The sequence below is a fragment of the Bifidobacterium sp. LH_743 genome (genome assembly GCF_056355775.1).
The window spans coordinates 53802-80189 of the sequence record NZ_JBKESZ010000009.1 but is presented as its reverse complement, the minus strand read 5'-3'; the positions used below and the strand labels follow the sequence as shown (position 1 = coordinate 80189).

Annotated in this window: 23 protein-coding genes, 2 tRNA genes and 2 pseudogenes; 20 read left to right on the top strand and 7 right to left on the bottom strand. The window is 58.0% G+C overall.

Annotation, left to right across the window (positions count from 1 at the left end; translation table 11 throughout):
* Positions 1-251: 251 nt before the first annotated feature.
* The 4 genes and pseudogenes from AC1ATL_RS09450 to AC1ATL_RS09435 form a co-directional block, all read right to left on the bottom strand.
* On the bottom strand, positions 252-746 hold the full coding sequence (locus AC1ATL_RS09450) for an inorganic diphosphatase (protein ID WP_169078198.1): 495 nt from the start codon (positions 744-746) through the stop codon (positions 252-254).
* Between the two features lie 436 nt (positions 747-1182).
* Positions 1183-1290, bottom strand: a pseudogene (locus AC1ATL_RS09445) (hypothetical protein); the annotation flags it as partial.
* 359 nt (positions 1291-1649) lie between these two features.
* Positions 1650-2483: a histidine kinase gene (locus tag AC1ATL_RS09440; protein WP_244983252.1), complete on the bottom strand. Its 834-nt coding sequence runs from the start codon at positions 2481-2483 to the stop codon at positions 1650-1652.
* 392 nt (positions 2484-2875) lie between these two features.
* Positions 2876-3532, bottom strand: coding sequence for a response regulator transcription factor (locus AC1ATL_RS09435; RefSeq protein ID WP_217063504.1), 657 nt, complete (start codon positions 3530-3532; stop codon positions 2876-2878).
* Between the two features lie 384 nt (positions 3533-3916).
* Here AC1ATL_RS09435 and AC1ATL_RS09430 point away from each other — a divergent pair, with 384 nt between their 5' ends.
* From AC1ATL_RS09430 to AC1ATL_RS09415, 4 genes are all read left to right on the top strand, one after another.
* The gene (locus tag AC1ATL_RS09430) at positions 3917-4573 is read left to right on the top strand and encodes a hypothetical protein (RefSeq protein WP_476570033.1); all 657 of its coding nucleotides are present in this window, start codon (positions 3917-3919) and stop codon (positions 4571-4573) included.
* The gene (locus AC1ATL_RS09425) at positions 4560-5255 is read left to right on the top strand and encodes a hypothetical protein (RefSeq protein ID WP_476570032.1); all 696 of its coding nucleotides are present in this window, start codon (positions 4560-4562) and stop codon (positions 5253-5255) included. The genes AC1ATL_RS09430 and AC1ATL_RS09425 overlap by 14 nt, the downstream gene beginning before the upstream one ends.
* A gap of 65 nt (positions 5256-5320) precedes the next feature.
* A complete protein-coding gene (locus tag AC1ATL_RS09420; protein WP_432623861.1) occupies positions 5321-5932 on the top strand; it encodes a hypothetical protein in 612 nt (203 codons plus the stop codon).
* A gap of 59 nt (positions 5933-5991) precedes the next feature.
* Positions 5992-6639 carry an ABC transporter ATP-binding protein gene (locus AC1ATL_RS09415; RefSeq protein WP_476570031.1) on the top strand — a complete coding sequence of 216 codons (648 nt, stop codon included), beginning with the start codon at positions 5992-5994 and terminating at the stop codon, positions 6637-6639.
* A gap of 96 nt (positions 6640-6735) precedes the next feature.
* Here AC1ATL_RS09415 and AC1ATL_RS09410 read toward each other — a convergent pair whose 3' ends face one another.
* Together AC1ATL_RS09410 and AC1ATL_RS09405 are read right to left on the bottom strand one after the other, a co-directional pair.
* Positions 6736-8988 (bottom strand): alpha-1,4-glucan--maltose-1-phosphate maltosyltransferase, encoded by a 2253-nt coding sequence (locus AC1ATL_RS09410; protein WP_476570030.1) that lies wholly within the window; start codon positions 8986-8988, stop codon positions 6736-6738.
* A 273-nt stretch (positions 8989-9261) separates the two neighbouring features.
* A tRNA-Met gene (locus AC1ATL_RS09405) sits at positions 9262-9338 on the bottom strand.
* 195 nt (positions 9339-9533) lie between these two features.
* Between AC1ATL_RS09405 and AC1ATL_RS09400 the strand changes: the two genes are divergently transcribed.
* The 10 genes from AC1ATL_RS09400 to nucS all read left to right on the top strand — a co-directional run bounded on the left by AC1ATL_RS09400 (position 9534) and on the right by nucS (position 18764).
* Entirely contained in the window at positions 9534-10568 is a 1035-nt protein-coding gene (locus AC1ATL_RS09400) for a homoserine O-succinyltransferase (RefSeq protein WP_476570029.1), read from the top strand.
* Positions 10569-10993: 425 nt separating this feature from the next.
* Positions 10994-11803 carry a F0F1 ATP synthase subunit A gene (gene atpB / locus AC1ATL_RS09395; protein ID WP_085382136.1) on the top strand — a complete coding sequence of 270 codons (810 nt, stop codon included), beginning with the start codon at positions 10994-10996 and terminating at the stop codon, positions 11801-11803.
* A gap of 56 nt (positions 11804-11859) precedes the next feature.
* A complete protein-coding gene (gene atpE, locus AC1ATL_RS09390; protein WP_003809874.1) occupies positions 11860-12087 on the top strand; it encodes an ATP synthase F0 subunit C in 228 nt (75 codons plus the stop codon).
* A gap of 59 nt (positions 12088-12146) precedes the next feature.
* Positions 12147-12668, top strand: a complete 522-nt coding sequence (locus AC1ATL_RS09385) for a F0F1 ATP synthase subunit B (protein ID WP_432623850.1) — start codon at positions 12147-12149, stop codon at positions 12666-12668.
* A 29-nt stretch (positions 12669-12697) separates the two neighbouring features.
* On the top strand, positions 12698-13525 hold the full coding sequence (locus tag AC1ATL_RS09380; RefSeq protein WP_432623848.1) for a F0F1 ATP synthase subunit delta: 828 nt from the start codon (positions 12698-12700) through the stop codon (positions 13523-13525).
* A gap of 71 nt (positions 13526-13596) precedes the next feature.
* On the top strand, positions 13597-15225 hold the full coding sequence (gene atpA, locus AC1ATL_RS09375) for a F0F1 ATP synthase subunit alpha (protein ID WP_432623846.1): 1629 nt from the start codon (positions 13597-13599) through the stop codon (positions 15223-15225).
* A 3-nt stretch (positions 15226-15228) separates the two neighbouring features.
* Positions 15229-16149, top strand: coding sequence for a F0F1 ATP synthase subunit gamma (locus tag AC1ATL_RS09370; RefSeq protein WP_021913575.1), 921 nt, complete (start codon positions 15229-15231; stop codon positions 16147-16149).
* Positions 16150-16157: 8 nt separating this feature from the next.
* The gene (gene atpD / locus AC1ATL_RS09365; RefSeq protein WP_432623843.1) at positions 16158-17642 is read left to right on the top strand and encodes a F0F1 ATP synthase subunit beta; all 1485 of its coding nucleotides are present in this window, start codon (positions 16158-16160) and stop codon (positions 17640-17642) included.
* Entirely contained in the window at positions 17642-17920 is a 279-nt protein-coding gene (locus tag AC1ATL_RS09360) for a F0F1 ATP synthase subunit epsilon (protein WP_026646861.1), read from the top strand. The genes atpD and AC1ATL_RS09360 overlap by 1 nt, the downstream gene beginning before the upstream one ends.
* 139 nt (positions 17921-18059) lie before the next feature.
* Positions 18060-18764, top strand: coding sequence for an endonuclease NucS (nucS, locus tag AC1ATL_RS09355; RefSeq protein ID WP_026646862.1), 705 nt, complete (start codon positions 18060-18062; stop codon positions 18762-18764).
* A gap of 281 nt (positions 18765-19045) precedes the next feature.
* Here nucS and AC1ATL_RS09350 read toward each other — a convergent pair whose 3' ends face one another.
* Positions 19046-20026 carry an FKBP-type peptidyl-prolyl cis-trans isomerase gene (locus AC1ATL_RS09350; RefSeq protein WP_476570027.1) on the bottom strand — a complete coding sequence of 327 codons (981 nt, stop codon included), beginning with the start codon at positions 20024-20026 and terminating at the stop codon, positions 19046-19048.
* A 69-nt stretch (positions 20027-20095) separates the two neighbouring features.
* On the opposite strand from AC1ATL_RS09350, the pseudogene AC1ATL_RS09345 reads away from it, so the two are divergent.
* The 6 genes and pseudogenes from AC1ATL_RS09345 to AC1ATL_RS09320 form a co-directional block, all read left to right on the top strand.
* Positions 20096-21154, top strand: a pseudogene (locus tag AC1ATL_RS09345) (hypothetical protein); the annotation flags it as partial.
* A 554-nt stretch (positions 21155-21708) separates the two neighbouring features.
* Positions 21709-22713 carry a DUF8094 domain-containing protein gene (locus tag AC1ATL_RS09340; protein WP_476570026.1) on the top strand — a complete coding sequence of 335 codons (1005 nt, stop codon included), beginning with the start codon at positions 21709-21711 and terminating at the stop codon, positions 22711-22713.
* A gap of 159 nt (positions 22714-22872) precedes the next feature.
* The gene (locus AC1ATL_RS09335; protein WP_476570025.1) at positions 22873-23841 is read left to right on the top strand and encodes a tetratricopeptide repeat protein; all 969 of its coding nucleotides are present in this window, start codon (positions 22873-22875) and stop codon (positions 23839-23841) included.
* A gap of 88 nt (positions 23842-23929) precedes the next feature.
* Positions 23930-24002 (top strand) — tRNA-Arg (locus AC1ATL_RS09330).
* Positions 24003-24194: 192 nt separating this feature from the next.
* Entirely contained in the window at positions 24195-24584 is a 390-nt protein-coding gene (locus tag AC1ATL_RS09325) for a Rid family detoxifying hydrolase (RefSeq protein ID WP_204442265.1), read from the top strand.
* A 401-nt stretch (positions 24585-24985) separates the two neighbouring features.
* Positions 24986-26380 (top strand): amino acid permease, encoded by a 1395-nt coding sequence (locus tag AC1ATL_RS09320; RefSeq protein WP_476570040.1) that lies wholly within the window; start codon positions 24986-24988, stop codon positions 26378-26380.
* Positions 26381-26388 lie beyond the last annotated feature (8 nt).

Below are 26388 nucleotides of genomic sequence, written 5' to 3'. Positions count from 1 at the left end.
TACAAGGCACCACTATAACGCAAGAGCCGCCCTTGAAACAAGGGCGGCTCTTCTCACGTCAGTTCGCGTCAGTACAGGCGCTCACTTCTCGCTTTCTGCGAGGCGCTTGCGTGCTGCGACGATTTCCTCCTCGGTCCGGCAACTACGGACGACCTTCGGCCGGCTCAATGTTGCCTTGTCTCACCTGCCGGCTCGACTGCGGCCTTCGGAGTCGGACAGCACGCTGTGCTGTCCTCAATCGTCTCGCCGCTTCACTTCTCGCTTTCGGCGAGGCGCTTGCGGGCTGCGACGATTTCCTCCTCGGCCTTGGCGGCACCGGTCCAGTAGTCGCCCGGCAGGACTTCCTTGCCCGGCTCCAGAGCCTTGTACTGCTCGAAGAAGTGCTTGATTTCAGCCTTGTGGTACTCGGACACGTCGTCGACGTCCTTGATGTCGTCGAAGCGGACGTCAGCCGGCACGCACAGCACCTTGTCGTCTCCACCGGCTTCGTCGACCATGTGGTACAGGCCGACGGCGCGGCACTCGACCACGCAGCCCGGGAACACGGAGTTCGGGATCATGACCAGGGCGTCGAGCGGATCGCCGTCCTCGCCCAGGGTGCCGTCGATGTAGCCGTAGTCATCCGGGTAGCCCATGGCGGTGAACAGGGTGCGGTCCAGGAACACGCGACCGGTCTCGTGGTCCACTTCGTACTTGTTCTTGGAGCCGCGCGGGATCTCCACCACAACGTTGAAGGTTTCTGCCATTGTTTTCTCCTTGATCGAACGATCAGCAGTAATTCGTAACCTAGAATACCCGCTTTCGCGCACCATTGGCACCATTCGCCCGGATACCTATATAAATGGTGCCCTGCGCTGTGGTGACAAAGCGTTGCGCGCTCGCTGGTCAACATCTTTTTGAGCCAATTGATTGCCTATACTGCTTTGGAACACCAGAAGAACGATTCCGTAGGTGGTTTCGTGCTTCCGTAGGTGGTTGGCCCTGGTATCACTGCGGCAAAAAGGCTTGATTTCAGCCATTCCGTTTGCATGGATTGGCCGAAGAGCACCTACGGAATCAAAAAACCGCCTACGGAATGCGCAAAGCCGGGTTGAAAACGTGAAAATGTCTTCAACCCGGCCTTGATCTATGTGTTTTGCACTGGCTGGGTGCTAGGCAGAGTGCCTAGCTGACTAAACTCAATCAGTCCTCGACCACCGTCAGCACGTGCGCCACGTCAGCCCACGGAGCCAGCGAGACATAGTTGTCCCAGCCCCATTCGAACTCGCGTCCGGTCAGCTCGTCACGCACCTAGGTGCGGGCTGGCAAGGAGCTGTTGCCGATTCGTTATTTCAGGAGATAGCAGAGCGGCCCGTATCGTGAAAGTGCATTTTCGACGTTTTGATAAGTCTTTTGCCTTCATTGGGAAAATAAGGCGCGAGCGGGGTTGATGGACATGCTGCAATTACCACAATCTTATGGTAGAAAACTCCATAATCATGCAATAGAAAAGACCGTAATCCTACAATAATGAAAACGTTGAAACTAAGCCTGAGTGATTAGGTGAGCGATCGTAGTCATTGCGGTATCACGGTATGTGTAAGACCGTCCTGTGGGTATTTCGCTATCGTTGGGCGGTATATAGTGTGTCGTTGGTTGGACGGTGGTACTCATTCCAACCGAATTCGCATTCGTCCTGTTGAATGGCGGCCATCGGTGTGATTGGTGTCAATTAAGGGTATGGCGGCCTCCAGCGTCCACTGATCGTCGGAAGCGGAAATGGATAATTCGCCGCCTAGAGTCGCGAGTCGTGTTTGATATGAGCGTATGCCTGTGCCATTGCCAAATTGCTCGTTAATGGTATTGACTTGCGGGGGCTTTGACGCATGCGTTGAGGTGCTGTTTTTAAAAAGAGGTGTGTCGCTGGCGCTGATATGCAATGTGTTGGCGTTGGCATGCGCGGTGATGACATAGCCGCGTGAGGGATCCGCATGTTTGAGTATATTGCCGAAGATTTCTCTGATGAGCTGTTTGATGATAATGCTTCTGCTGGGTGTTGTTGCCAAGTTGTCGGAACCGTCCGCTGCAATAATGCCTTCGAAACCTGCCTTAGCAAGTTTCATGCGTTCTTGTTCTAATAGTTCGGTGAGGTTGATTGTGACGATATCGATTTCGGAGGCGGAACAACCGTCATCGTCTTTGCGGAGTGTGGTTATGGCGGTCCTTGAGCAACGCAATGCTTCTACGAGACTATCTCTGATGTCAAGTAGTGCCGTGTTCTCTGCGATTTCAGGGTTTCCTTGACTGTTCGTTTTTTCGATTTTCAAAAGATCTATTTGATGTATTGCGTAGGTAAGATCGTTGCACACGATGTCGTGCAGCTCTTCTGCGATTTCTTCCTTCCATTTATGGATGGCCAGTTGGTTGATGGCGCGTTTTTGATCCTGATGGAGGCGAATAACGCGCCCGATTATGGCTAAGGCCAAGAATGTTGTGCTGAACATGACGAGTGCGCTTTTGTCTGTATGGGGTTGGAAAAATAAGATGCCTGTGACGGGCAAGAGGATGCTGATCGCTGAAGGGATATTGATATATCCGAGAATTACTGTGGCGGACAGTCCCGCGAATACGAAGGAATAGGGTAGCGCTGGCTTTATGCTAATTGCAGTAATCCACAATATAATAATTATTATTGATCCTGTATAGGGGAATTGAATAAAAAGAACGATTGAGCATAGTTCTATGCAGATAAAAACAATGGAAAATACTGTAAATTGATGATAGTACCCACTGATAAGTTCTAGAGAATACAATAGAAACAATGGAAAAGCTATGCATAAAGATAATTTTCTTGGCAAGCTACGATTCATGTCGTAGCATAATTCTTTGATTGATTTTATAAAATGTCGTATTTTTTGCATAGTCGAATTGTCTCTGATCTATTTTTTGCGCCTATTTTTTTCGAGACTCTGTGAATGTAAGAGAATACAGTATTGGAAGAAATGCCAAGTTGCGAAGCGATTTCTGAAGTGTTGTTATTTTGTGTGTAAAGACGAAGCACTTGGAGCTCTCGTGGACTGAGCTGCTTGATCTGAGCGGATGAGGAGGGTTGTTCCGCCAGTATGTCATGCGCTTGTTTCGCGGTTGGGAACGAATTTGGTTCAGTGGATTTGCCTTGTGCCACGATGGGCAGTACTTTATTGCAGACATGTGCCAAGTCTTCTTTGGCGATAAGGGCTTGACCGCCGGCAAGCGCTAAATCGGTCTTGTACCGTTCTGGGTCATATGCGGTGATGCCAATGATGCCGATATCGGCGGTTTGTTTTCGTATCTGAGTGCATACGGATATGCCAGTGGCGTCGTTCAACGCCATGTCAAGCAAGAGAACATTTGGTTTGTCATTGGTATATATACATCGATGAATCGCTTCTGCTGCAGAAGTGGTTTGCCAGATGACATGATATAAAGGCGAGCTGCCATCGATCCACCGCGCGATTGCCCGTAAGCTCCATGAGTCATTGTCCAGAACGGCGATGGAAATACCTTCAGTCATATAACGTGAGTGTAGTCGTGGGCCAATTGATCCATGGTGCCATGTGATGAAAATCTTTACATTGCCTTGTTCTGCTGTTGCGTAAACGGATTAAATGGAGTCCTGATAACTGAGCGTGGCTGTGTGGCGTAGAGGATTGCTCTTCTACGCCACACTGTTTGGATTCAGGAAGACGAAGGGGTCTTGATGGATTGGCGGTTGATGAGGAATCAGTTGGTTGGGCAACTGCGAAGCGTCCGAATGACCGGTGTGATCGGCATATCTTGTATGTTGGTCGCTGTCCAATATCTAACCACGTATAGGGCGAGTTATGTCATTCCCCCGAGTAAATCTACGTTGCTGCGGGACGTGATGCTGTTCAGTCAATACGGAACGGGTGGTGGCATGTATCTGCTGCTGTTGCCTTTCTTGTCGGCTCTCTTGGGGGGTGGTGTCGTGTCGTTGGAACGGCACGCTGGACGGCTCCCCATGGTCGTGATCCGAGAGGGGCGAGGACGTTTTTTGACGACTGCGATGTTGTCTGGATTCGTACTTGGTGGTGTGGGTGGAATAATGCCAATGATTGCGAATCTGTCAATAGCTGCTATGCGCAATCCTCATTTGAACTTTATCGATGGTGTATCGGCGGATGCGCGAGGGCGTGTGCATAGCGGCAAATATATTTTGATTTCTTCTGATTCTTGGATATATCCGTTGTATAGGTTCAATCAGGTGTTATGCATACTATGCGTGGTGTTGTTGATATTTGTGATTGCCGGACTTTTCTCCACGGTGTCCGTTGGCGTGTCCTTTTTCATGCAACGCAAATATACGGAAGTATTGGTTCCGTTCGTGCTGAGTCTTGTGTGGTGGATGCTTCCTTCTCTTACGGGGGGTAGGATACCGGACCAGTGGAGCCACGTCATCTTTTTGGATTTTGCTCCAGGTGCGGACGCTTCTGTGCGTTGGCAAAATTATGTGGGCATTGTGCTTTCGATATCGCTTTTGCTGGCATTGTCTACCGTGCTGGTGTGTGTGGAAAGGCATCGTGATGCTTTGTGATGGTTTTGCTTCCGTGCGGTATTCCACTATCGGTATGAGAATCAGTGCCATATTGGTTATGGTGGTGGGGTTTGCGTATGGCATTTCATTATTGTTTGACCCTCACGATTTCGTATCCGACTATATCGGATTCATGAAGCAGGGGGCCTCTGCCGCAGTGCTTCCAATTTGTTTGATGGCAATGTGTTTGGGCTGTGTCCGATTCAGGACGTTTGAATTGGTGCGTCGTAATCCACGTGACGAGCTTGGCGAAAATGTTATATGGCTGAACGTGATGTCTTGCATATGCGCCGCATATGGCGGCCTTGTTTTTGCTGTCATGGAATTCGTTGTCAAGAGACAAACCGCATCTGTTCTGCACTGGTCTTTGACTGCGATGCTGGTGGTTCAATGCTTGATGATGAATATCTCAATAGGGTTGGTCCAGTTATTGTTGAGCTACATGGGATTGGTCATGGAACATGTCGCCGCGGTGCTGATCGCGTTCTTTGCGATTGCGCAGTGGCTATTGACTCCGTTGGTCGATGGAGCGGATCGTATGATGTTCTATTTTTGGTATCCGATCAGTCCGGATTGGTCGGATATTGTTATCTGCCAAGTCATCCCATGCTTCGGATTCTGCTTATTGCTCGTCATGGCCTGCATCATGGTGTTCAATTCCAGAGATCGGTTGAAAAGCTAATGTGTGCTATCCGTCGCAGTATTTGTCGCATTGGACAGGTTTGTGGCCGTAAAAAAGGTCTGCGAATGCTGATACTTGTCATTTACGCCATATTCGCTTCACGCTTTTACTACAGCGCACAGGATACAAGTATCTTTATGGGGATGTTTCGCATTGCCCCTGCGATGAGCCATCCGGATCTTGCATTGAACATGTATCCGTTGCTGTTTATGGTCGGGGGAATAGCGCTTGCGCTGGAACAGTGCTCTGAATATCTGATGATTCCTGATTATCTGGTATATGTCAGAAGTCATCGAGGATGGTCTCATTTTTGTCGATATTGCGCGCTGCTGCTGTTCTACTGCGTCCTGTTCACTGGTGTGCAATTAATCATCGCGTTAATGATTGTTCCTGGGAATCGACAGGAGCATCTGTTGACGACTGCGATTTGCGCGTCTTTGACGCTTGCCGTGCTGATGCTCATTATCAATGTTGGTTATTTACTGAATTGCCGGGTGATGGGTTATGTCGCAGCTGCGGCGCTGTATATTGCGTTGCTTTCGTTGGATGGGGCTCGGCGATGGTTAATATCCTCGTGGATTGGCGTCATTCCATGTTGGGCACCTGTTTTGACGGTTCTTTTTCTGGTGCTCGCTATGGTGAATCTCATTGTTTTCGAGCATGTGGAAATGTATTGAATTCCAGTAAGACAAAATGCTGGTTGCAATATGGCGCAATGCAAAGGAGGAATGACAAAATGTACGTCGAAGTGCATCATCTTACGAAAACCATCAAACGCAAAACGGTATTGCGTGACGTGAATGCTGAATTCGAACGAGGCAACATTTACGGCATTGTTGGTCCTAATGGGTCAGGAAAGACAATGCTGTTGCGTGCGATTTGCGGTTTTATCCGGCCGGATACTGGTACGGTGAGCATTGGTGGTAGACCTGTGGAATTCAATAAGAAATTACCTGAATCCGTAGGAGTAATCATCGAGAACCCTGGATTCATCCCTGGTCAGAGCGCTATGGAGAACCTTCGCTATCTTGCTGACATTAACCACGCCTTTGATCGGCGTGAGATCATGCGTTTGCTGGAGCTATTTGGCTTGCGGGACCACGCGCAGGAAAAAGTGCGATCTTACTCCTTGGGTATGCGACAAAAGCTGGCGATCGTGCAGGCATTGATGGAACATCAGCCTTTGATTTTGCTCGATGAGCCGACCAACGGCCTTGATGAGCATTCTGTCGCAGTGTTTCTGGAGGAGATGAGGCGCCAGCGTGATGCGGGGCGAACCATATTGATTGCCAGTCATCATAGTGATGAGCTATCTCAAATCGCGGATTATCTGTACCTTATGTCGGATGGGGTCCTGTCTTTCCCTGATGCCGATTGCTTCTAGGGTCACAGGGTTGCGGATAGCTGGGTGCATGCGAGAAGCGCGGGCAAGCCAATCAAAATGAGCTTGCCCGCGCTTCTTGTTAAAGCCGACCGAAAATCAGTCCTCGACCACCGTCAGCACGTGCGCCACATCGGCCCACGGAGCCAGCGAGACGTAGTTGTCCCAGCTCCAATCGAACTCGCGTCCGGTCAGCTCGTCACGCACCTTGAGCGGCTTGTCGGTGGCGAAACCGAAGTCCGGCAGCTCGATATGCACGATGGACTGGTGCGCGTTGTGGCCGTCGAGGTTCACCACCACGATCACCGTGTCTGCCTTGCCGGTGCCGGTCAGTTCGGCCGGGGTCTGGCGCAGGAACGCCACGACGCCCGCGTCATCGCTCGGCAGGATGTGCAGATTGTGGTAGCTGCGGCATGCCGGATGCTCGGCGCGGATTTTGTTGAGCGAGGTGAGCAGTTCGGCGATGCCGTACTTGTCGGCCTCGCTCCAGTCGCGCACCTTGACCTCGTACTTCTCGTTGTCGATCTGCTCCTCGAAGCCCGGACGCTGCTTGTTCTCGATTAGCTCATAGCCGTTGTAGATGCCCCAGCTCGGGCTTCCCATCGCGGCCAGCACCGCGCGTACCGCGTGGCCGGCGATGCCGTTGTCCCGCAGATAGGCGGTCATGATGTCGGGCGTGGACGGCCAGAAGGTGTTGTGCTGGTAGAAGCCTTCGTCGCCATTGGTCTCCGCCAGATACTCCTGCAGCTCCTCCTTGGTGTTGCGCCACGGGAAGTAGCAGTGCGACTGGGTGAAGCCTGCGTAGCTCAGTGCGCGCATCATGCCCGGGCGGGTGAACGCCTCGGCCAGGAACAGCGTCTCCGGATGCTTCTTGGTGACGGCCGCGATCACGTCCTGCCAGAAGCGCACCGGCTTGGTGTGGGGGTTGTCCACACGGAAGATGGTCACGCCGGCCTTGATCCACAGGTCCATGATGCGTTCCACTTCGGCCTCGATGCCCTCCATGTCGGCATTGAAGTCGATCGGGTAGATGTCCTGGTACTTCTTCGGCGGGTTCTCGGCGAAGGCGATGGTGCCGTCCGGCTTGGTGCGGAACCAGTTCGGATGCTGCTTGACCCACGGATGGTCGGGGGAGCACTGCAATGCGAAGTCGAGTGCCACTTCGATGCCCAGCTTGTGCGCGTAATCGCAGAACGCCTTGAAATCATCCATGGTGCCGAGCAGCGGATCGACGGTGTCATGGCCGCCAAGCTCGGAACCGATGCCGAATGGGGAGCCCGGGTCGTTGGGGCCGGCGACCAGCGAATTGTTGCGGCCCTTGCGGTTGGTCACGCCAATCGGGAAGATCGGCGGCAGATACACGATGTCGAATCCTTCGGCCTTCGCGCGGTCGAGGCCGGACAGCGCCGTCTTGAGCGTGCCCTGCACGATTTTGCCGTCGGCGTCGAAATGCGCGCCTTCCGAACGCGGGAAGAACTGGTACCATGCGGCGAAGCTCGACTTCGGGCGCTCCACGCGGAAGCGCTGCGGATTCGATTCGCTCAGGCCGTCACGCAGAGGATTGGTCTCATGCAGGCTTGCGATCGCATCGCCGCTCGCCGCCGCCAGACGCTCGTCGGCTCCCAGTGACTTGTCTGCTACGGTTTTCGCGGCTTCGCGCAGCGTCTTCTTGTCGGCCGCGGTCAGCTTGGAATCGCGTGCGCCCGCCCAGCGTTCCAGCAGCTGCGCGCCGGATTCCAGCGCGTTCTCCACATCGTCGCCGACCTTGACTTTGATCTGCGCGTCATGCAGCCAGGAGGCATAGGTGTCCTCCCAGCCTTCGACCACGATGTGCCATTCGCCCAGCTGGCGTTTGATTTCGGCGTAGCCGTCGTCCCACGGTTTCAGGTCGCTGTGTTCGCCGATTCTGACCATCGCCTCCCAGCGGTCGAGACCGGGGTTGGTGCAGGTCATGGGGAAGCGGGCCTTCTCGGTGCCGCGTGTGTTGCGCACGGATACGGTGGCGCCCGCCTTGGTGCGGCCTTCGATGAACACCTGGGCGGTGACCTTGAAGGCCTCGCCGAGCTCCACGCGGGCCGGATACAGGCCGTTCTCGGCGTTCGGGGTGATGTCCAGGACGTTCACGCGGCCGAACTGCTCCGGGCTGGTGCGCTTGATGACTGGTGCGGGGGTTTCGCCGATGGTTCGCGTCGCTGCTGTTTTCGGCTTGGAAGTGCGTTTGCTTGCTGGCTTCTTGGCTGCTTTCACGGCGGTCCGTGCCGTTTTTGCCGCCGTCGTCTTGGCTGATGTCTTATCTGTCTTTTTTGCGGTTGCCTTTGCGCGTGTCTTCGCGCTTGATGTTTCTTCTTCCATGTAGCCGATTATAGAGGTATCGGTGTTCATCCCGCGAAGCCCTTTTTAATAGTGAGCGCACGTGCGGCCACCATAAAATTCTTCACTAGCGATTGGTAAAACGCTTTAGTCACATACGATGCAATCGCTTCACTACGGTGGTGACCCGATTGATTTCGGGCGATATTGCGATATTGACGGTCCGACGGTGCCGATGGTGTGCGGCCGGGTAGAAAAGGATTGGGCTTGGCTGAATAACAAAAAACCGGAAACCATGTGGTTTCCGGTTTTGATTGGTAGCGGGGCATGGATTTGAACCATGGACCTCTGGGTTATGAGCCCAGCGAGCTACCGAGCTGCTCCACCCCGCGTCGGCTTGTCTCCCTTGAGACAGCTCTTATTACTTTACGGATATGGTGCGTAATGTCAAATCGGCGTGTCGCATGCTGCGCCCCTTGTGAAAAGGCATGCCGGATAACCCGTTATCCATTTTTCATATATCGTCAAGGTTCGCTTCGGGAAACTTCCGGATACGCCATATCCGTGCCCGCACCATAATAGGAGACATGCCTATCAAGATCCCCAGTGGCCTTCCGGCCAGAGATATCCTCGACTCCGAACGAATCTTCGCGCTCGAAAAGCCCGAAGCGGAGCGTCAGCGCGTGCGCCCCCTCAAGCTGGTGATCCTGAATCTCATGCCGAAGAAGATCGAGACCGAAACGCAGCTGCTGCGCCTGATCTCCAAGAGCCCGCTGCAGGTGGAGGTCGATTTCATGAAGACTTCCACCCACGAGGCCACGCATGTGAGCGCCGACCACCTGGTCAAGTTCTATGAGACGCTGGACACGTTCAAGGACAATTATTATGACGGTTTCGTGGTGACGGGCGCACCCGTCGAGCATCTCGAGTTCGAGCAGGTCGATTACTGGGACGAGTTCAAGCAGATCCTCGATTGGGCCTCCACCCACGTCTTCTCCACCATGTATCTGTGCTGGGGCGCGATGGGCGCGCTCAACTACCGTTACGGCGTGCGCAAGGAACTGCTGCCGAAGAAGATTTTCGGCGTGTTCCCACAGTATCTGCAGGACGAATACTGCTTCCTCACCAACGGCTTCGACGAGATCTGCCTACAACCGCATTCGCGTCTGGCCGGAGTGAACGAGGGCGACATCGCGCACAATCCCGAGCTGCAGGTGCTCACGTGGGGGCCGGAGTCGGGCCCGGGGCTCATCGCCACCCGCGATTTCTCCGAGGTTTTCGCGCTTGGCCATTGGGAATACGGCAAATACACGCTCGCCGAGGAATACGAGCGGGATATGAAGAAGGGCATGACCAATGTGCCGTTCCCCAAGAACTACTTCCCTCATGACGATCCGAAGCTCGAGCCGCTGTTCGCCTGGCGCGCGCACGCCAATCTGCTGTGGCGCAATTGGCTGAATTGGGTGTATCAGACCACGCCGTACGATCTGGCCGAAGTGCCGCGCCTGCGTGCGGAGAAAAGGCTCGGCACCGACAGGTCGATCCGTCACGAGCCCGGCTCTCCGCGCGTCGACGCGTTCACGCCGTTCTCGCATGACGGCTACGGCGTCATCCGTGGCTGATTCCATATATATTCCCGCGCATATTCCACGTGTTTTCCATCGTTGTATGCCGCGTCCTTTCATGGGACGCGGCATATTTTGTTGTGACATGTATCGTGCGATATGCTTGGTAAAACGTTTTAACGATGAAGCAAACATACAACTCAAAATGGAAGAATCGACGGAAATCGCGGCGGTGTCTAATAATCGCGACCAATGCGAAACGCCGGTTTGAGCCTTACGGCAGTAAGGGATTGCCTGTGTGTGTGGACGTTGTCTAGACGCGGGCTAATAATCCTTTCCAGCCGTTCGGGGCTTGTATGCGAACGCGTTTACGGTCGCGTTAGCATATTCCCGAAGGACGTTGCGGTTTTGGTAACCGGGACGTCACATTCGACTCGGCTGTTGGGCTAAACTGACAGCTGACACAAGAGCAGGAGGCGTGAATGATTAGTGCATTGGGAGAGGGCATGCTGGCCATCGCCGATGGTCCAGAGATGCCGAGCATCAATGACTTCCTTCCCGATCCGTTTGTTTTTCAAGGCACGCCGTTCGCCATCAACCGCATCATCCTCGTTCGTATCCTTGCGACCGTCATCATGCTGCTGGTTCTCGGAATTACGGCAAGCCGTGCAAAGCTCATCCCCGGCCGTTGGCAGGGCGCAGTCGAATGGCTGATCGAGTTTGTCCGCGACAACATCGTCTATCAGGTGATGGGCGAGCTGCGCGGCAAGCGTTACGTGCCGATGATCACCACCGTGTTCTGCACGTTGCTGGTCTTCAATCTGTGCGGCATCATCCCGGGCTTCAACATCGCGGCCAGCGCGTCCATCACGCTGCCTCTGGTGTTCGCCATGTGGTGCTTCTGCCAGTACTGGATTGCAGGCATCCGCGAAAAGGGCCTTGGCCACTTCCTGAGGGACGAGATCTTCCCGAAGGGCGTTCCGGCCCCGATCTATATTCTGCTGTCCCCGATTCAGCTGCTTGAGCTGCTGATTATCCGCCCGTTCTCGTTGACGATCCGACTGTTCGCCAACATGGTCTCGGGCCATCTGATCCTTGCGTTGTGCCTCTCGGCCACGCAGTTCTTCCTTGTTGATGTGGTGAACAAGCTGATGATGCCGTTCGGTATCATCACCTTCGCGGCTGGCATGTTCATGTTCCTGTTCGAGGCGCTGGTCGCCTGCCTGCAGGCTTACATCTTCGCCATCCTGACCACCGCATACATCAATATGAGCTATCCGGAGATCGACTGACCACCGGCTTTTTAAGTGTTGCTTCTTGTCAAGCAATAACCAGAAAGGAAACAATCATGGATATCGTTACCCTCGCTGAGGTTGCCGGCAACCTGAACGTCGTTGGCTACGGCCTCGCCGCAATCGGCCCTGGCATCGGTCTGGGCATCCTGATCGGTAAGACCATCGAAGGCACCGCTCGTCAGCCTGAGCTCGGCAGCCGTCTGCAGACCCTCATGTTCCTGGGCCTGGCATTCGTCGAGGTGCTGGCACTGCTCGGCTTCGTGCTCGCCTTCATCAAGTAAGACTTGATTTCCAAGGTAAACACCGAAGACGCAAACGAACGTGAAAGGAGGAAGACACTATGGTGACCGCAGCTAGCGAGATGGATCTGTTCCTTCCGAAAAGCTACGACATTTTCTGGTCGCTGATCATTCTGATCATCGTCGCCGTGTTCTTCTACAAGTTCTTCCTGCCGAAGTTCCAGGCCGTGTTCGATGAGCGCGCAGCCAAGATCGAAGGCGGCATCGCCAAGGCCGAACAGGCCCAGAAGGATGCCGACGAAGCCAAGGCGAAGTACGACGCCCAGCTGAGCAACGCGCGCGTCGAGGCTTCCAAGATCCGCGACGACGCTCGTGCGGAGGCATCCCACATCATCGCCGACGCGCGCACCCGTGCGGAGGCCGATGCGGCGCAGATCACCGCCACAGCCCAGCGTTCCATCGAATCGCAGCAGCAGCAGGCTCTGGTGAGCCTGAAGGGTGAGGTTGGCGTGCTGGCAACGGCACTGGCCGGCAAGATCCTGGGAAGCAAGCTGGAAAGCGACGACGTGCAGTCGACGATGATCGATCAGATGATCGCCGATCTGGACAGCGACAAGAAGTGATCGAAACCTTCAAGAAAGGGAGGTGACCAATGCGAGGAGAAGCATCGCGTATCGCAGACCGCGTTTCGCGTGACTCGCTGGCCCCCAGGCTGCGTGACAGCGGAGAGGACGCATGGCGCATCGGGAACGAACTGTTCACGATCACCAACGCGCTCGACCACAACGTCCAGCTTGAACGTGCCCTCACCGACCCGTCGCGCCCAGTCGAAGACAAGGTTGCGGTAGTCAAGACCCTCATTGGAGATGAGGCCCATCCGTTGACGATGGAAATCATGTCCGATCTGGTGGCCCGCCGTTGGAGCCGCGTGTCCGACATCGCCAACGCCACCGAGGATTTCGGCGTGGATGGCATGATGTACTACGCGGACCACACGAATTCGACCCTGCAGGTCTCCGTCGAGCTTGCAGAGCTGCATTCCGCACTGCTCAACCTTCCGGTCGTACGCAGCAAGCTGTATGACACTACCGTCCCCGCCGAAGCCCGCGTCAAGCTGCTCTACAGCCTGATCGGAAATGCGGACTTCAACAAGGTGACCAAGCGTCTGGCCGAGCATGCGACCTGCAACCTGCGCAACCGCCGTTATCTGCAGACCATCCAGTGGCTGATCAACAAATTCTCCCGTCACATGGGCGAATCGATGGTCACCGTCACCACGGCGAAGCCACTGAGCGAGAAGCAGGTCGACAAGCTCATCGCCGTCTATTCGGCGAAGACCGGCCATCCGGTGCACATCAACTCGGTGGTCGATCCGACCGTCATAGGTGGCATGCGCATCCAGGTGGGTGACGAGGTCACCGACAACACGGTGGTCGCACAGCTGCAACATCTTCAGCGCACGGTGAAGGCGACCGCCTGACGGCGAGCCGCACGGTGAACAAGCCTGAAACAAGACTTGACTGAATTTATAAACAACAATAAGGAGTGATCATGGCAGAACTTACCATTGATCCCACCACGATACGCAAGGCGCTCGATGAGTTCGTCGAGTCGTACAAGCCGTCGGACACGCCGACCCAGGAGGTCGGCTACGTCGCGACCGCTGGCGACGGCATTGCGCACGTGACGGGACTGCCTGGTTGCATGGCCAATGAGCTGCTGACCTTCGAAGACGGCACGCTTGGCCTGGCGTTCAACCTTGACGCCCGCGAGATCGGCGTGGTTATCCTCGGCGATTTCACCGGCATCGAGGAAGGCCAGGAAGTGCGTCGTACCGGCGAAGTGCTCTCCGTGCCCGTCGGCGACGGCTACCTTGGCCGCGTCGTGGACCCGCTAGGCAACCCGATTGATGGTCTTGGCGAGATCAAGACCGAAGGCCGTCGTATTCTCGAGGCCCAGGCACCTGACGTTATGCATCGTCATCCGGTTGACGAGCCTCTGTCCACTGGTCTGAAGGCCATCGACGCGATGACGCCGATCGGCCGTGGCCAGCGTCAGCTCATCATCGGCGACCGCCAGACCGGTAAGACCGCTATCGCAATCGATACGATCATCAACCAGAAGCGCAACTGGGAATCCGGAGACCCGAAGAAGCAGGTCCGCTGCATCTACGTGGCCGTCGGCCAGAAGGGCTCCACCATCGCATCGGTGAAGCAGTCCCTGGAAGAGGCCGGCGCCATGGAGTACACGACCATCGTGGCCTCCCCGGCTTCTGATTCCGCAGGCTTCAAGTACATCGCACCGTACACCGGTTCCGCCATCGGACAGCACTGGATGTACAACGGCAAGCACGTGCTCATCGTCTTCGACGACCTGTCGAAGCAGGCCGAGGCCTACCGTTCGATTTCCCTGCTGCTGCGTCGTCCGCCGGGGCGTGAAGCTTACCCGGGCGATGTGTTCTACCTGCACTCCCGTCTGCTCGAACGTTGCGCCAAGGTTTCCGATGACCTCGGCGGCGGCTCGATGACCGGCCTGCCGATCGTCGAGACCAAGGCGAACGATGTGTCCGCCTACATTCCGACCAACGTGATTTCCATCACCGATGGCCAGATCTTCCTGCAGTCCGACCTGTTCAACGCGAACCAGCGTCCTGCTGTGGACGTCGGCATCTCCGTGTCCCGAGTCGGTGGCGCGGCGCAGACGAAGGCCCTGAAGAAGGTCTCCGGCACGCTGAAGATCTCGCTGGCGCAGTACCGTTCTCTGGAGTCCTTCGCCATGTTCGCTTCCGATCTGGATGCGGCATCCAAGGCCCAGCTGAACCGTGGCGCCCACCTGACCGAGTTGCTGAAGCAGCCGCAGTTCTCCCCGTACTCGATGGAACAGGAAGTCGTGTCCGTGTGGGCCGGCACCCATGGCAAGATGGATGACCTGCCGATCGCCGACGTGCTTCCGTTCGAGAAGGGCATGCTGGATTATCTGGACCACAACACCGATATCCTCAAGACCATTCGCGAGACCGAGGACTTCACCGCCGACACCGAGGCTGCACTCGACAAGGCCGTGGAAGCGTTCCGTGAGACCTTCGTGACCAGCGCAGGCAAGCCGCTGGTCGAGAAGAAGCCCGACACGAAGAACGCCACTCCGGTCGAGCAGGAAAAGATCGTCGCAGGAGAGAAGTGATTCATGGGCTCGCAACTCGCATTGAAATCTAGGATCGCCTCCACCGCGTCGCTGGAGAAAATCTTCAACGCGCAGGAGATGATCGCGTCTTCGCACATCGCCAAGGCACGTGACGTGGCCTTGAACGCGAAGCCGTATACCGATGCGATTTTCGACGCCGTGCAAGCGCTGGTGGCCCACACCCATATCGATCATCCGATCGTGAAGAAGGACGAGGACAACCCCCGAGTGGCTGTCCTCGCCCTCACCTCGGATCGTGGTATGGCGGGTCCGTACACCTCCTCGATCATCCGCGAAACGGAATCGCTGCTGGCCCGACTCGATGAGAAGGGCAAGCAGCCGGAACTGTATGTGTATGGTCGTCGTGGTGTGACGTATTACAAGTACCGCAACCGTGATGTTGCCGGCACTTGGGAAGGCGATACCGACCAGCCCGGCGTGGAAGTCGCAGAGTCCATCTCGAAGGCACTGCTGGACGCCTATATGAAGCCGGCGGACCAGGGTGGAGTCTCCGAACTCTACATTGTGTTCACCGAATTCGTGAACATGGTGGTACAGAAGGTGCGCGTGCTGCGCATGCTGCCCGTTGAGCTCGTGCTTCCGGACCAGCCGGACTCCGGTCCCGTGCCGGAATCCGATGCCGATGCCGCGACTCCGCTGTATGCGTTCGAGCCGAGCGTCGACGAAGTGCTTGACGCCATTCTGCCGAAGTACATTCAGTCCCGTATCCATGAATGCCTGCTCACCGCAGCGGCATCCGAGACTGCAAGCCGACAGAACGCCATGCACACGGCTACAGACAACGCCCGCAGCCTGATCGACGACCTGACGCGCAAGCTCAACGCTTCGCGACAGGCTTCGATTACCCAGGAACTTACCGAAATCATCGGCAGCGCTGATGCGCTGAACAAGAAGGAAGAGTAGGAACGCATATGGCTGAGAATCAGACCACAGCGGCTCCCGAGACGGCTGCGGAACCGACCGCCGGACGCGTCACGCGTATCCAGGGCTCGGTTATCGACGTCGAATTCCCGGTGGGCCACCTGCCCGACATTTACAATGCACTTACCGTTGAGCTGAACAGCACCGGCGTCCACGAAGAGGGCGAGACCACCAAGAAGATCACCCTCGAGGTGGAGCAGCACCTTGGCGATTCCACCGTGCGCACCGTCGCCCTGAAGCCGACCGACGGCCTGGTCCGTGGCGCGACCGTGCTTGACACCGGCGGCCCGATCTCCGTGCCGGTCGGCGACGTGACCAAGGGCCACGTGTTCGACGTGTCCGGCAACATCCTCAACAAGAAGCCCGGCGAGACTGTCAAGGTCACCGAACGTTGGCCCATCCACCGCAACCCGCCGGCATTCGACCAGCTGGAGTCCAAGACCCAGATGTTCGAAACCGGTATCAAGGTCATCGATCTGCTGACCCCGTACGTGCAGGGCGGCAAGATCGGTCTGTTCGGCGGCGCAGGCGTCGGCAAGACCGTGCTGATCCAGGAAATGATTCAGCGTGTGGCCCAGAACCACGGCGGTGTGTCCGTGTTCGCCGGCGTCGGCGAGCGTACCCGTGAGGGTAACGATCTGATCGGCGAGATGGACGAGGCCGGCGTGCTTGAGAAGACCGCACTGGTCTTCGGCCAGATGGATGAGCAGCCGGGTACCCGTCTGCGCGTCCCGCTGACCGCACTGACCATGGCAGAGTACTTCCGTGACGTGCAGAACCAGGACGTGCTGCTGTTCATCGATAACATCTTCCGCTTCACCCAGGCGGGTTCTGAGGTGTCCACTCTGCTCGGCCGTATGCCGTCCGCCGTGGGCTACCAGCCGAACCTGGCCGATGAGATGGGCGCCCTGCAGGAGCGCATCACGTCGACCCGTGGCCACTCCATCACCTCGCTGCAGGCCATCTACGTGCCGGCCGATGATTACACCGACCCGGCTCCTGCGACGACCTTCGCCCACCTGGACGCGACCACCGAGCTGTCCCGTGACATCGCCTCCAAGGGCATCTACCCGGCAGTCGACCCGCTGAGCTCCACTTCGCGAATCCTCGATCCGCGTTACGTGGGCCAGGCACACTACGAGTGCGCCAACCGCGTCAAGGCGATTCTGCAGCGTAACAAGGAGCTGCAGGACATCATCGCCCTGATCGGCATCGACGAGCTCGGCGAAGAGGACAAGACCACCGTGAACCGCGCCCGTAAGATCGAGCAGTTCCTTGGCCAGAACTTCTACGTTGCCGAAAAGTTCACCGGCCGTCCGGGCTCCTACGTCCCGGCCGATGAGACCATCGAAGCCTTCACCCGCATCTGCGACGGCGTGTATGACGATGTCCCGGAGCAGGCGTTCTCCGGCATCGGCGGCATCGACGACCTCGAGAAGAAGTGGCACGACATGCAGAAGGAATACGGTGCGTGATGGCCGGATCGACATTGCAGGTGAACATCGTCGCCGCTGACCACCCGGTGTGGCACGGCACGGCGAAGTCCGTTACCATTCCCGCCTCCGAAGGCGGAATGGGCATCCTGCCCGACCACGAGCCTGTGCTGACCGTGATCAAGGAAGGAACCATCGTCGTGGTGGATCCTGAAGGCGAACGTCTCTCCTTCGAGGTGACCGACGGCTTCATCTCCTTCGATTCGAACAAGCTCACCGTCGCGGTCGAGCGTGGAACCAACGTCAAGCGGGCCGAATAATCCGGTTCCGTTGAAACGTCAGGCGGCTCGTCGATAGCAATGCATTGTGTATTGCGATTCGACGGGCCGCCTTTGTTTTTGCCTTCGCTTCCACCGTCATCGTGCGCCCGTCATCGCGCGCATGGTAGGGTAGTGCCTCGTGCGAATTATTGTTGCTGACTGCTCCGCCGAATATTCCGGACGATTGAACGCCTCCCTGCCGCTCGCCAAACGCGTGCTGCTCATCAAGGCGGACAACAGCCTACTCATCTTCTCCGAACTCGGCTCATACAAGCCGCTCAACTGGATGTCCGCGCCCTGCAGCATCAAGGACATCACCCCGGACCGCGCCGACGACGACGTGGACACCGAGGTGCCGCAGAAAGTGATCCGCGCCTCGGCGGACAAATCGAATGATGTGCTCGAAGTGACCCTGCAGCACATCTATTCGGATGAAACCTACGATTTGGGCGAGGATCCCGGACTGATCAAGGACGGCGTCGAAGACCACCTGCAGAAATACCTGGCCGAGCAGATCGAACGCATCGGCGAAGGCGCGAAGCTGGTCCGACGCGAATATCCGACCGCCATCGGACCGGTCGACATCATGGCCATCGACGGCAACGGCGAACACGTCGCCATCGAAATCAAGCGCAACGGCGGCATCGACGGCGTCGAACAGCTCACGCGGTACTGCGACCTGCTCAACCGTGATCCGCTGCTTGCCCCCGTGCATGGCATCTTCGCCGCGCAGACCATCACCCCGCAGGCGCGCGTGCTCGCGCAGGATCGCGGCTTCAAATGCCTGATTCTCGATTATGAGGAGATGAAGGGCACCGAAGACGATTCGTTAAGACTCTTCTAGTTCCAACTCCGGAAATCGCGGCAACGGAGCGTTACCTGCGCTGAGCCGTGAAATGAACAGTCCAGTGGACTGTTCATAGGCGAAGTGAGCGGCTATGCCGCGAAGGGTGGCGCAAGCCGGCACCTCAGTCGGCGTACCTTGGTACGCCTTCCTTCGGTACGCCTTGGTACCGCACGCGTTGCCGTGATTTCTTCTAATTGGTCTTGGTTTCCGACTCTGGGAATCGTGATAATGAAAAAGCCTCCCGTGGGGGAGGCTTTTTACATTTGAATTAGGCTGGATCAGTAGGCGGCGAGGATGTCGACTACGAAGACCAGCGTGGAGTTCGCCGGAATCTTGTCCTGCTTTTGATCCTTGTAGCCGAGGCTCGGCGGAACGACCAGCAGCACCTGCGAGCCGACCGTATGTCCGGCGAGACCCTGCTTCCAGCCGGCAATCACGCCGTCAAGCGAGAACGTGGAGGATGTGCCGCGATCCCAGGAGGAATCGAACTGCGTGCCGTCAAGCAGCCAGCCGGTGTAATTGGCCACCACGGTCTGCGTGTCCTTGACCACAGCGCCCTTGCCCTTGATGAGGTCCTGGGAGACCAGGGAATCGGAGCCCTTGTAGCCGTTCATATCGATCGACGGCTTGCCATCCTTGGCGAGCGTCACCTTCGGCAGGTCGGCGGGCACGTCCGTCACCTTGTCTCCGGTGGCCTTCTTCAGATCCTTCGACTTGGACACCAGCGTGAGCACCATGAGGTACGAGGAGCCGGTGGAAGAGGAGCCGGTGGAGCTCGAGTCGTTGACGCCGAACGCCACGGTGGAGTTGAGTTTGAGGCTCTTGAAGAGCTTGTAGTAGTCCTCTTTCATCTGGCTGGTGTCGGATGTGACCAACGTGGAGCAGTCGGGGGTGTTCTTCTCCCACGTGCTGCCCAATTCGGAGCCGTCCTTGACGTTGATTGCGATGCCCTGCGAGCAGACGCGGTCGCCGTCCTCGATCTGGGCGCCGTCGCCCTTCTGCAGCACCACATAGCTGTTGTTCTCGACCGTCATCGGCGTTTTGAAGGAGATGGTCGGCTTCTTGCCGAGTTCGCCTTTGGCGGTCACTCCGGCGATCTGATGCATGCCGATTTTCTCTGAGGATGAAGAGGATGAAGAGGATTTCGAATCCGATTTGGTGTTTTTCGCGTCGGAATTGCCGCCGCACGCCGAAACACCGAGGCACAGGACCATCGCGCAGGCTGCCGTGACGGCCTTGGAAAGAAGTGATTTACGCATAGGGTCAACCATAGCGGCAAACCTTGATTTTCATGCAGTTTTCAGGCTTTTACAGGCGGGCACTGTAGAATGGCGGGTGCTATGACTTTATCGCAGGAAGAACAAGAGAAGCCGCGGATCAAGACGGGCCCGACCCGGCACGCGAAGATCATGCGTGGCATCGTCACGCCCATCTTCGGTCTGCTGGCCATCACGTGCATCGTGCTTGGCGCGCTGAACGCGACCGTGTGGAAGCCGGATAGCAGAATCGCGGCCACGACGTCGGTGAAAGGCACGCAATATGTCGTCACCGACCCGAATGTGCTGCAGTTGGTGGATGACCATGTCGTCGCCTCCGCGAAATCGCGGGACGCGAAAACCGAAGTCTGCATCGCATTGGGCTCCACGCGTGACGTTTCCGGCTGGATCGCCGGCTCCAAGTACACGCGTATCACCGGTTTGTCCGATTGGACCACGCTGTCCGCACGACGTTCCGCGGCGCAGGGTGATCCCGACGCCTCCGCGAATCAAACGGCGTTCAAGGATTCCGACATGTGGCGTTCCGTGAAATGCGGCACGGGTTCGGTGAATATGCGGGTCCAGGAATCGTCCTCGAAGGATGCCGGCAATTCCGTGGCGCTGATTGATTTCGGCGATGGCAAGGCCGGCACGATTTCGCTTGATTGGAATCGCCGTTCCGTTCCCGACTTCGCCATGCCGTTCTACCTTGTCGGCGGTCTGCTGGTGATTCTCGCCGTGCTTTCCGCTTCCGTGTTCGCGATGCCTCCGCATAAGCGCCGTCATCGCCGTGCCTTCGCTTCGGTCGAGGGCGCCGGCACCATGGAAGGCGACGATACGGAGGTCGCCGAATGGGTGCGCAATGCCGAAGCGAGCGCTGCGTTCGGCGGTGGTGCCGCTCCGAAGCGTCGCCGTCGCCATGCGAGCCATGCGGCTGGCGCTTCAAGCGAGCCGGGGGAGGCCGCGCAGCCGAAGATCGTCGATCCGGCCAACCGCAATCTGGTGGCCGACCAGCAGAATGCGGTTGGTGGTTCCGCTGCTGTGGCCGCTCCGGAGGATGACGTGGAGGCGACTTCCGTGATTTCGCAGGATGAGCTGATGGCGTATTTCGCCCGACTTGCCCGTGAGGAATCGTCCGAGGCGCAGCAGGCCGCGCAGCCTGCGGCATCCGTGGAAAACGAGTCCGCCGTGGAGCCGGAATCCTCCGTGCCGCAGTCCGATCAGCCGGATGAAGCGCAGGCGGATCCGCAGATGGCAGATGTGCAAGCGGAGAATCCGCAGGAGGAAACGGCAGACGATTCATCCGACGCTACGGAATCGGATGAATCGGCCGAGGGCGAGGCGACTTCCGAATCGGCGGAAACAGAAGCTTCGGACGAAGCAAGCGAGCCAACGGAAGCAAACGAATCGGCGGAATCGTCCGAAGTGTCCGGAACGGACGAATCGGAAACTTCGGAAACGGACGCTGAGTCCGCCGCCGAATCGTCCAAAGCGAAATCCGATAGCCAGCCGGAAACGTCGGAGGATTCGCACGCCAAGGAGCCGGCCGTCGGCAGCGTGTGGACGCCGCAGGAATCGGAAGGCATCGATATCATGCAGGCGATCAAGGGATTGCAGGGAATCAAGGGATTGCATGTGTTCGGGGAACCACAGAAGCAGGATGGCGACGATGAGGGGGCGCAGTGATGAGAAAACGCAGTAACGCGATTATCGCGGCCGTGCTTGCCGCCGGACTGGCCGTCGGACTGTGCGGCTGCGAAGGGCAGCTGCCCACGCCGGTCCAGACGTCGTCGACGAATCAGACATCGCCCGTTCTGACGGCCAAGCAGGAGAAGAAGATCCGCACGGGCATTCTTTCGACGCTCGACCAGTGCAACCATAATCTCGACGTCGCCACTTTGGAATCGATTCTCGAAGGGCCGGAACTGGACATCCGCACCAGCGAGCTGAACGTGGCGAGGGCCACGGGCAACCTCGACCGCAAGACCACCATCCCCACCGATCTGGCGCAGACCGTGATCTCCACGGACAGCGGCTGGCCGCGTACGGTGTTCTCGATCACCACGACCACCGAGGACCAGCAGTCCAAGCGTCTGCTGGTGCTGAAGCAGGATTCCGCACGGCAGAACTACAAACTGTGGGGCGTGGCCCGTCTGTTCTCCGGTGTGAAGATGCCGAGTTTCGAGGTTTCCCAGACCGGCAGCGCTCAGGGCACGCCGACGGACACCGGTCTGGTCATGACGCCGAAGGCCGCGGTTGCAGCGTACGCCGACCTGTTGCAGAACGGGGCCAACAGCCAATTCGCCGGCAAATTCGCGGATGACGATCTGCGCACGAAACTGGCCGAGCTGACCGATCAGGTGCAGAAGGCCATGCAGCTCAACGAAGGCAACCAGCAGCAGGTGTTCACGCCTGTCGACGGGGCCATTGCCATCATGCGTTCCGCGGATGGCGGCGACTTGGTGGTCGCCCAGATCAATTCCGAATGGACGCGCACCGCCGGAGCCGGACGTGAGTCGCAGCCGGCCTCCGATGCGGAGAAGGCGCTGTTCGGCGACGGCAAAGCCACCAGCACCATGAAGACGAGCTACGTGAACGTGATCGCGTTGTATGTGCCGCCGGCGAAATCCGGCCAGAAGATCACCGCGGTCGGTTCCGAACGCCAACCCGTGAAGGTCGAGGCGCTGTAAGCCAGTCGGACGTCGGTTCCTGAAGTCACATTGACGGCGGATTTCCGCCCGTCGCGTATCTTCGGCGTCCTCGACGCACCCGCGGGAATGAAAACCGTGAAATCGTTGTTGGCACCTATAGTTGGTGCCAGCAACGATTTTGTGTTTTGGGAGGCATGTATGGCAGAGAAGCAGGCGTTCAACCCGGGTGTTTCGTTGGCGGGAGCCGTTGACCTGGAAGCGCTCAAGCATCAGGTCAAGGCCGAACCGGGACAGGCCGGCGGTGCCCCCGCGGCAGGCGGATACGTCATCGACACTACGGAGAACACATTCCAGGCCATGGTCCAGACCTCCGCCACCTTCCCGATCCTGCTGTTCCTGTGGGTGCCGACCGACGACCGTCTGTTCCCCATGGCACGCACGCTGGGCAACGCGGTGAACAAGCTCAACGGCCAGATCCAGCTGTCCCGCATCGACATCGCATCCAATCCGTCCATCGCGCAGGCGTTCCAGATTCAGGGGGCTCCGGCGCTGTTCGCGCTGATCGGCGGCCGTCCGATGCCGATTCTGCAGGGACTGCCGTCCGACGAGGAGCTGAAGCAGATCACGGACGTGGTCGTGCCGAAGCTGATCGCGGCCGCACAGCAGGCCGGAGTGACCGGCACTGCGCCGTATTCGGGCGATCCCGATTCCGATGCGGCCAATTCCGCATCCGCCTCCAGCGTCCAGGACCAGGTGCCGCCGGAGCATCAGGAGGCGTACATGCTGGCGCAGCAGGGCGATTACGCCGGTGCCGCTGCCGCTTACGAGAAGGTGCTGGAATCCAATCCGAACGATGCGCGCGCGGCCCGCGAACGTGCGAAGGCGCTGCTGCTGGCCCGTTCCGGCAATGCGGACGTGCGCGTGGTGCGCGCCGCCGCTGCCGACAAGCCGGACGATGTGGACGCGCAACTTGCCGTCGCCGACGTCGACATGATCGGCGGACAGATCCAGGACGCGTTCGACCGTCTGCTCGATTTCGTGGCGGCCGGCCACAAGGCCGACCTCGAGCCGGTGCGCAAGCGCCTGCTGGAATACTTCACGATTCCCGAGCCGACCGATGAGCGTCTGAAGCGCGCACGTCGTCGTCTCGCCACCCTCATGTACTGATTTTCCTTGCGATTGCAAGGGTCGCGCCACTTTTTTCACCGTATCGTGTCGCAAACGGGCGGCGAGCGTGTAAAGTAGTGTGGCGCACGGGTTTGTAGCTCAGCGGATAGAGCGTCTGTCTCCGGAACAGAAGGTCGTGGGTTCGATCCCCATCAAGCCCACCGGGCAAGGCTCCAGTCGAATGGCTGGAGCTTTTTCATTGCTGCCTCCATTGTTGACGTGATTGCCAACGCCGCCATATCGCCCTGTGAACGGTTTTCCCGCTTCCACCCATTGCGAACGTATGCTTGGGATGCACGCTTTGGCACACGATCAGGCGTGTGCCCGCATACCTTACGACAAAGGAGAACAGTATGAGCGACAAGTTGGAAGCAGTGGCCACCTCCGAAGCCCCGGCGGCGCTCGGCGCCTACAGCCAGGCCGTGAAGGCCAACGGATTCGTGTTCGTCTCCGGCCAGCTGGGCATCGACCCGGCCACCGGCGAGCTGGCCGGCGCCACCGCTGGCGAGCAGGCCGCCCAGGCCCTGAAGAACATCAAGCATATTCTCGACACCGCCGGTTCCGGCCTCGAGAACGTGGTCCGCGCCACCATCTACATGAAGAACGTCGAGGACTTCCATGAGGTCGACGACGTGTACGCGCAGACCTTCATCGGCTCCGTCAAGCCGGCCCGCGTGGCCTTCGGCGGCAACGACATCCCGAAGGGCGCCCTCGTGGAGATCGACGCCATCGCCGCGCTCTGAGCCTTCCGTACGGTCGCGGACGTCGCGGACGCCATGACCGTTACAATCGCCATAATCGACGGCCCGCATGCTCCAACCGGCATGCGGGCCGTCGCCGTTTCGGCAACCTTTCGGCGATTGCACAGCCTACAGCAGGCTTTTCCGCGTCTTTCCGTGGCCGCCGCGCCCGTCGCCATCGTACGGGGTGGGCTCACATTGCCGTGAGCCTGCCGTATAGTATTGCGATTGTGCGGCCAACCAAAGTGCGCGCCGCACCCAACCAAAGTCAACAGGAGCCGGAAGCAAGCATGGCCGAATCGCACGCGCAACAATCGCCACAAGCAAAGCCGCAGACGCAGGCGGATGGACCGCAGCAATCGCAGCCGCAGTCCAACGCCGAACAGGGCGGATTGGAACGCAAGATGGAGACGCGCCACCTGACGATGATCTCGCTCGGCGGCGTCATCGGCACTGGCCTGTTCTTAAGCTCCGGCTACACCATCCACCAGGCCGGGCCCCTTGGCGCGATCATCGCCTACGCCATCGGCTCCGTGCTCGTCTACTTCATCATGCTGAGCCTCGGCGAACTGTCCGTGGCCATGCCGTACGCCGGCAGCTTCCACTTGTACGCCAAGAAGTTCATCGGTCCCGGCACCGCGTTCACCATCGCCGTGCTGTACTGGCTCAACTGGGCGGTGGCGCTCGCCTCCGAATTCACTGCCGCCGGCCTGCTGATGCAACGCTGGTTCCCGCATTCGCCCGCCTGGATCTGGTCGGCTGCGTTCATCGCGGTCGTGTTCCTGCTCAACATCCTGTCGGTGCGCCTGTACGGCGAATCGGAGTTCTGGTTCGCGTCCATCAAGGTGTTCGCCATCATCGCTTTCATCGTCATCGGCCTGCTGGCCATGTTCGGCGCGATTCCGATCGCCGGCTACGACCATGCGCCGATGTTCGAGAACTTCTATAACGACGGCTGGCTGCCGAACGGCGTGCTGCCGATCTTCTCCACCCTGCTCACGGTGGTGTTCGCCTTCTCCGGCACGGAAGTGGTCGGCGTCGCGGCCGGCGAGACGAAGGATCCGTCCAAGGCGATTCCGAAGGCCGTGCACACCACCGTGCTGCGTCTGGCTATTTTCTTCATCGGCTCGATCGGCGTTATGGCAGCTTTGATTCCGTGGCACAAGTCCGGCGTGGACACGAGCCCGTTCGTGTTGGTGTTCCAGTCTATCGGCATGCCGTTCGCCGGGGACGTCATGAATTTCGTGGTGTTGACGGCCGTCCTGTCCGCCGCGAATTCCGGCCTGTACGTGTGCTCTCGCATGGTGTGGTCGCTGGCGCAGGAAGGCATGATTCCGCGTGTGCTCGCCAAAACCAATTTCCATGGCGTGCCCGTGTTCGCCGTGCTGTTCAGCATGGCCGGCTCCCTGCTGGCGTTGCTGTCTTCCGTGGTGGCCGCCTCGACCGTGTATCTGGCATTGGTGGCGATTTCCGGCTTGGCCACGCTGGTGGTGTGGATGTCGGTTTCCGTCTGCCATATACGATTCCGTCGTCAATGGCTTGCGCAGGGACATGCGGCCGATGAGCTCAAATACCGTGCGCCCGGCTATCCTTTCGTGCCGGTCGCCGCGATCGTGATGTGCATCGGAGCGCTGGTTCTGGTGATCTGTGATCCGTCGCAACGGTCGACGCTGCTGTACATGATTCCGTTCGTCGCGCTGTGCTACGCGGGCTATTACGCGTCCGTGGCCTGGCGTGCGAAACGGCATGGCGGACAGGACTCCAAGCAGCCCGTCCGGAAGGATGGACGGAAGCGCTGAATCTGTCT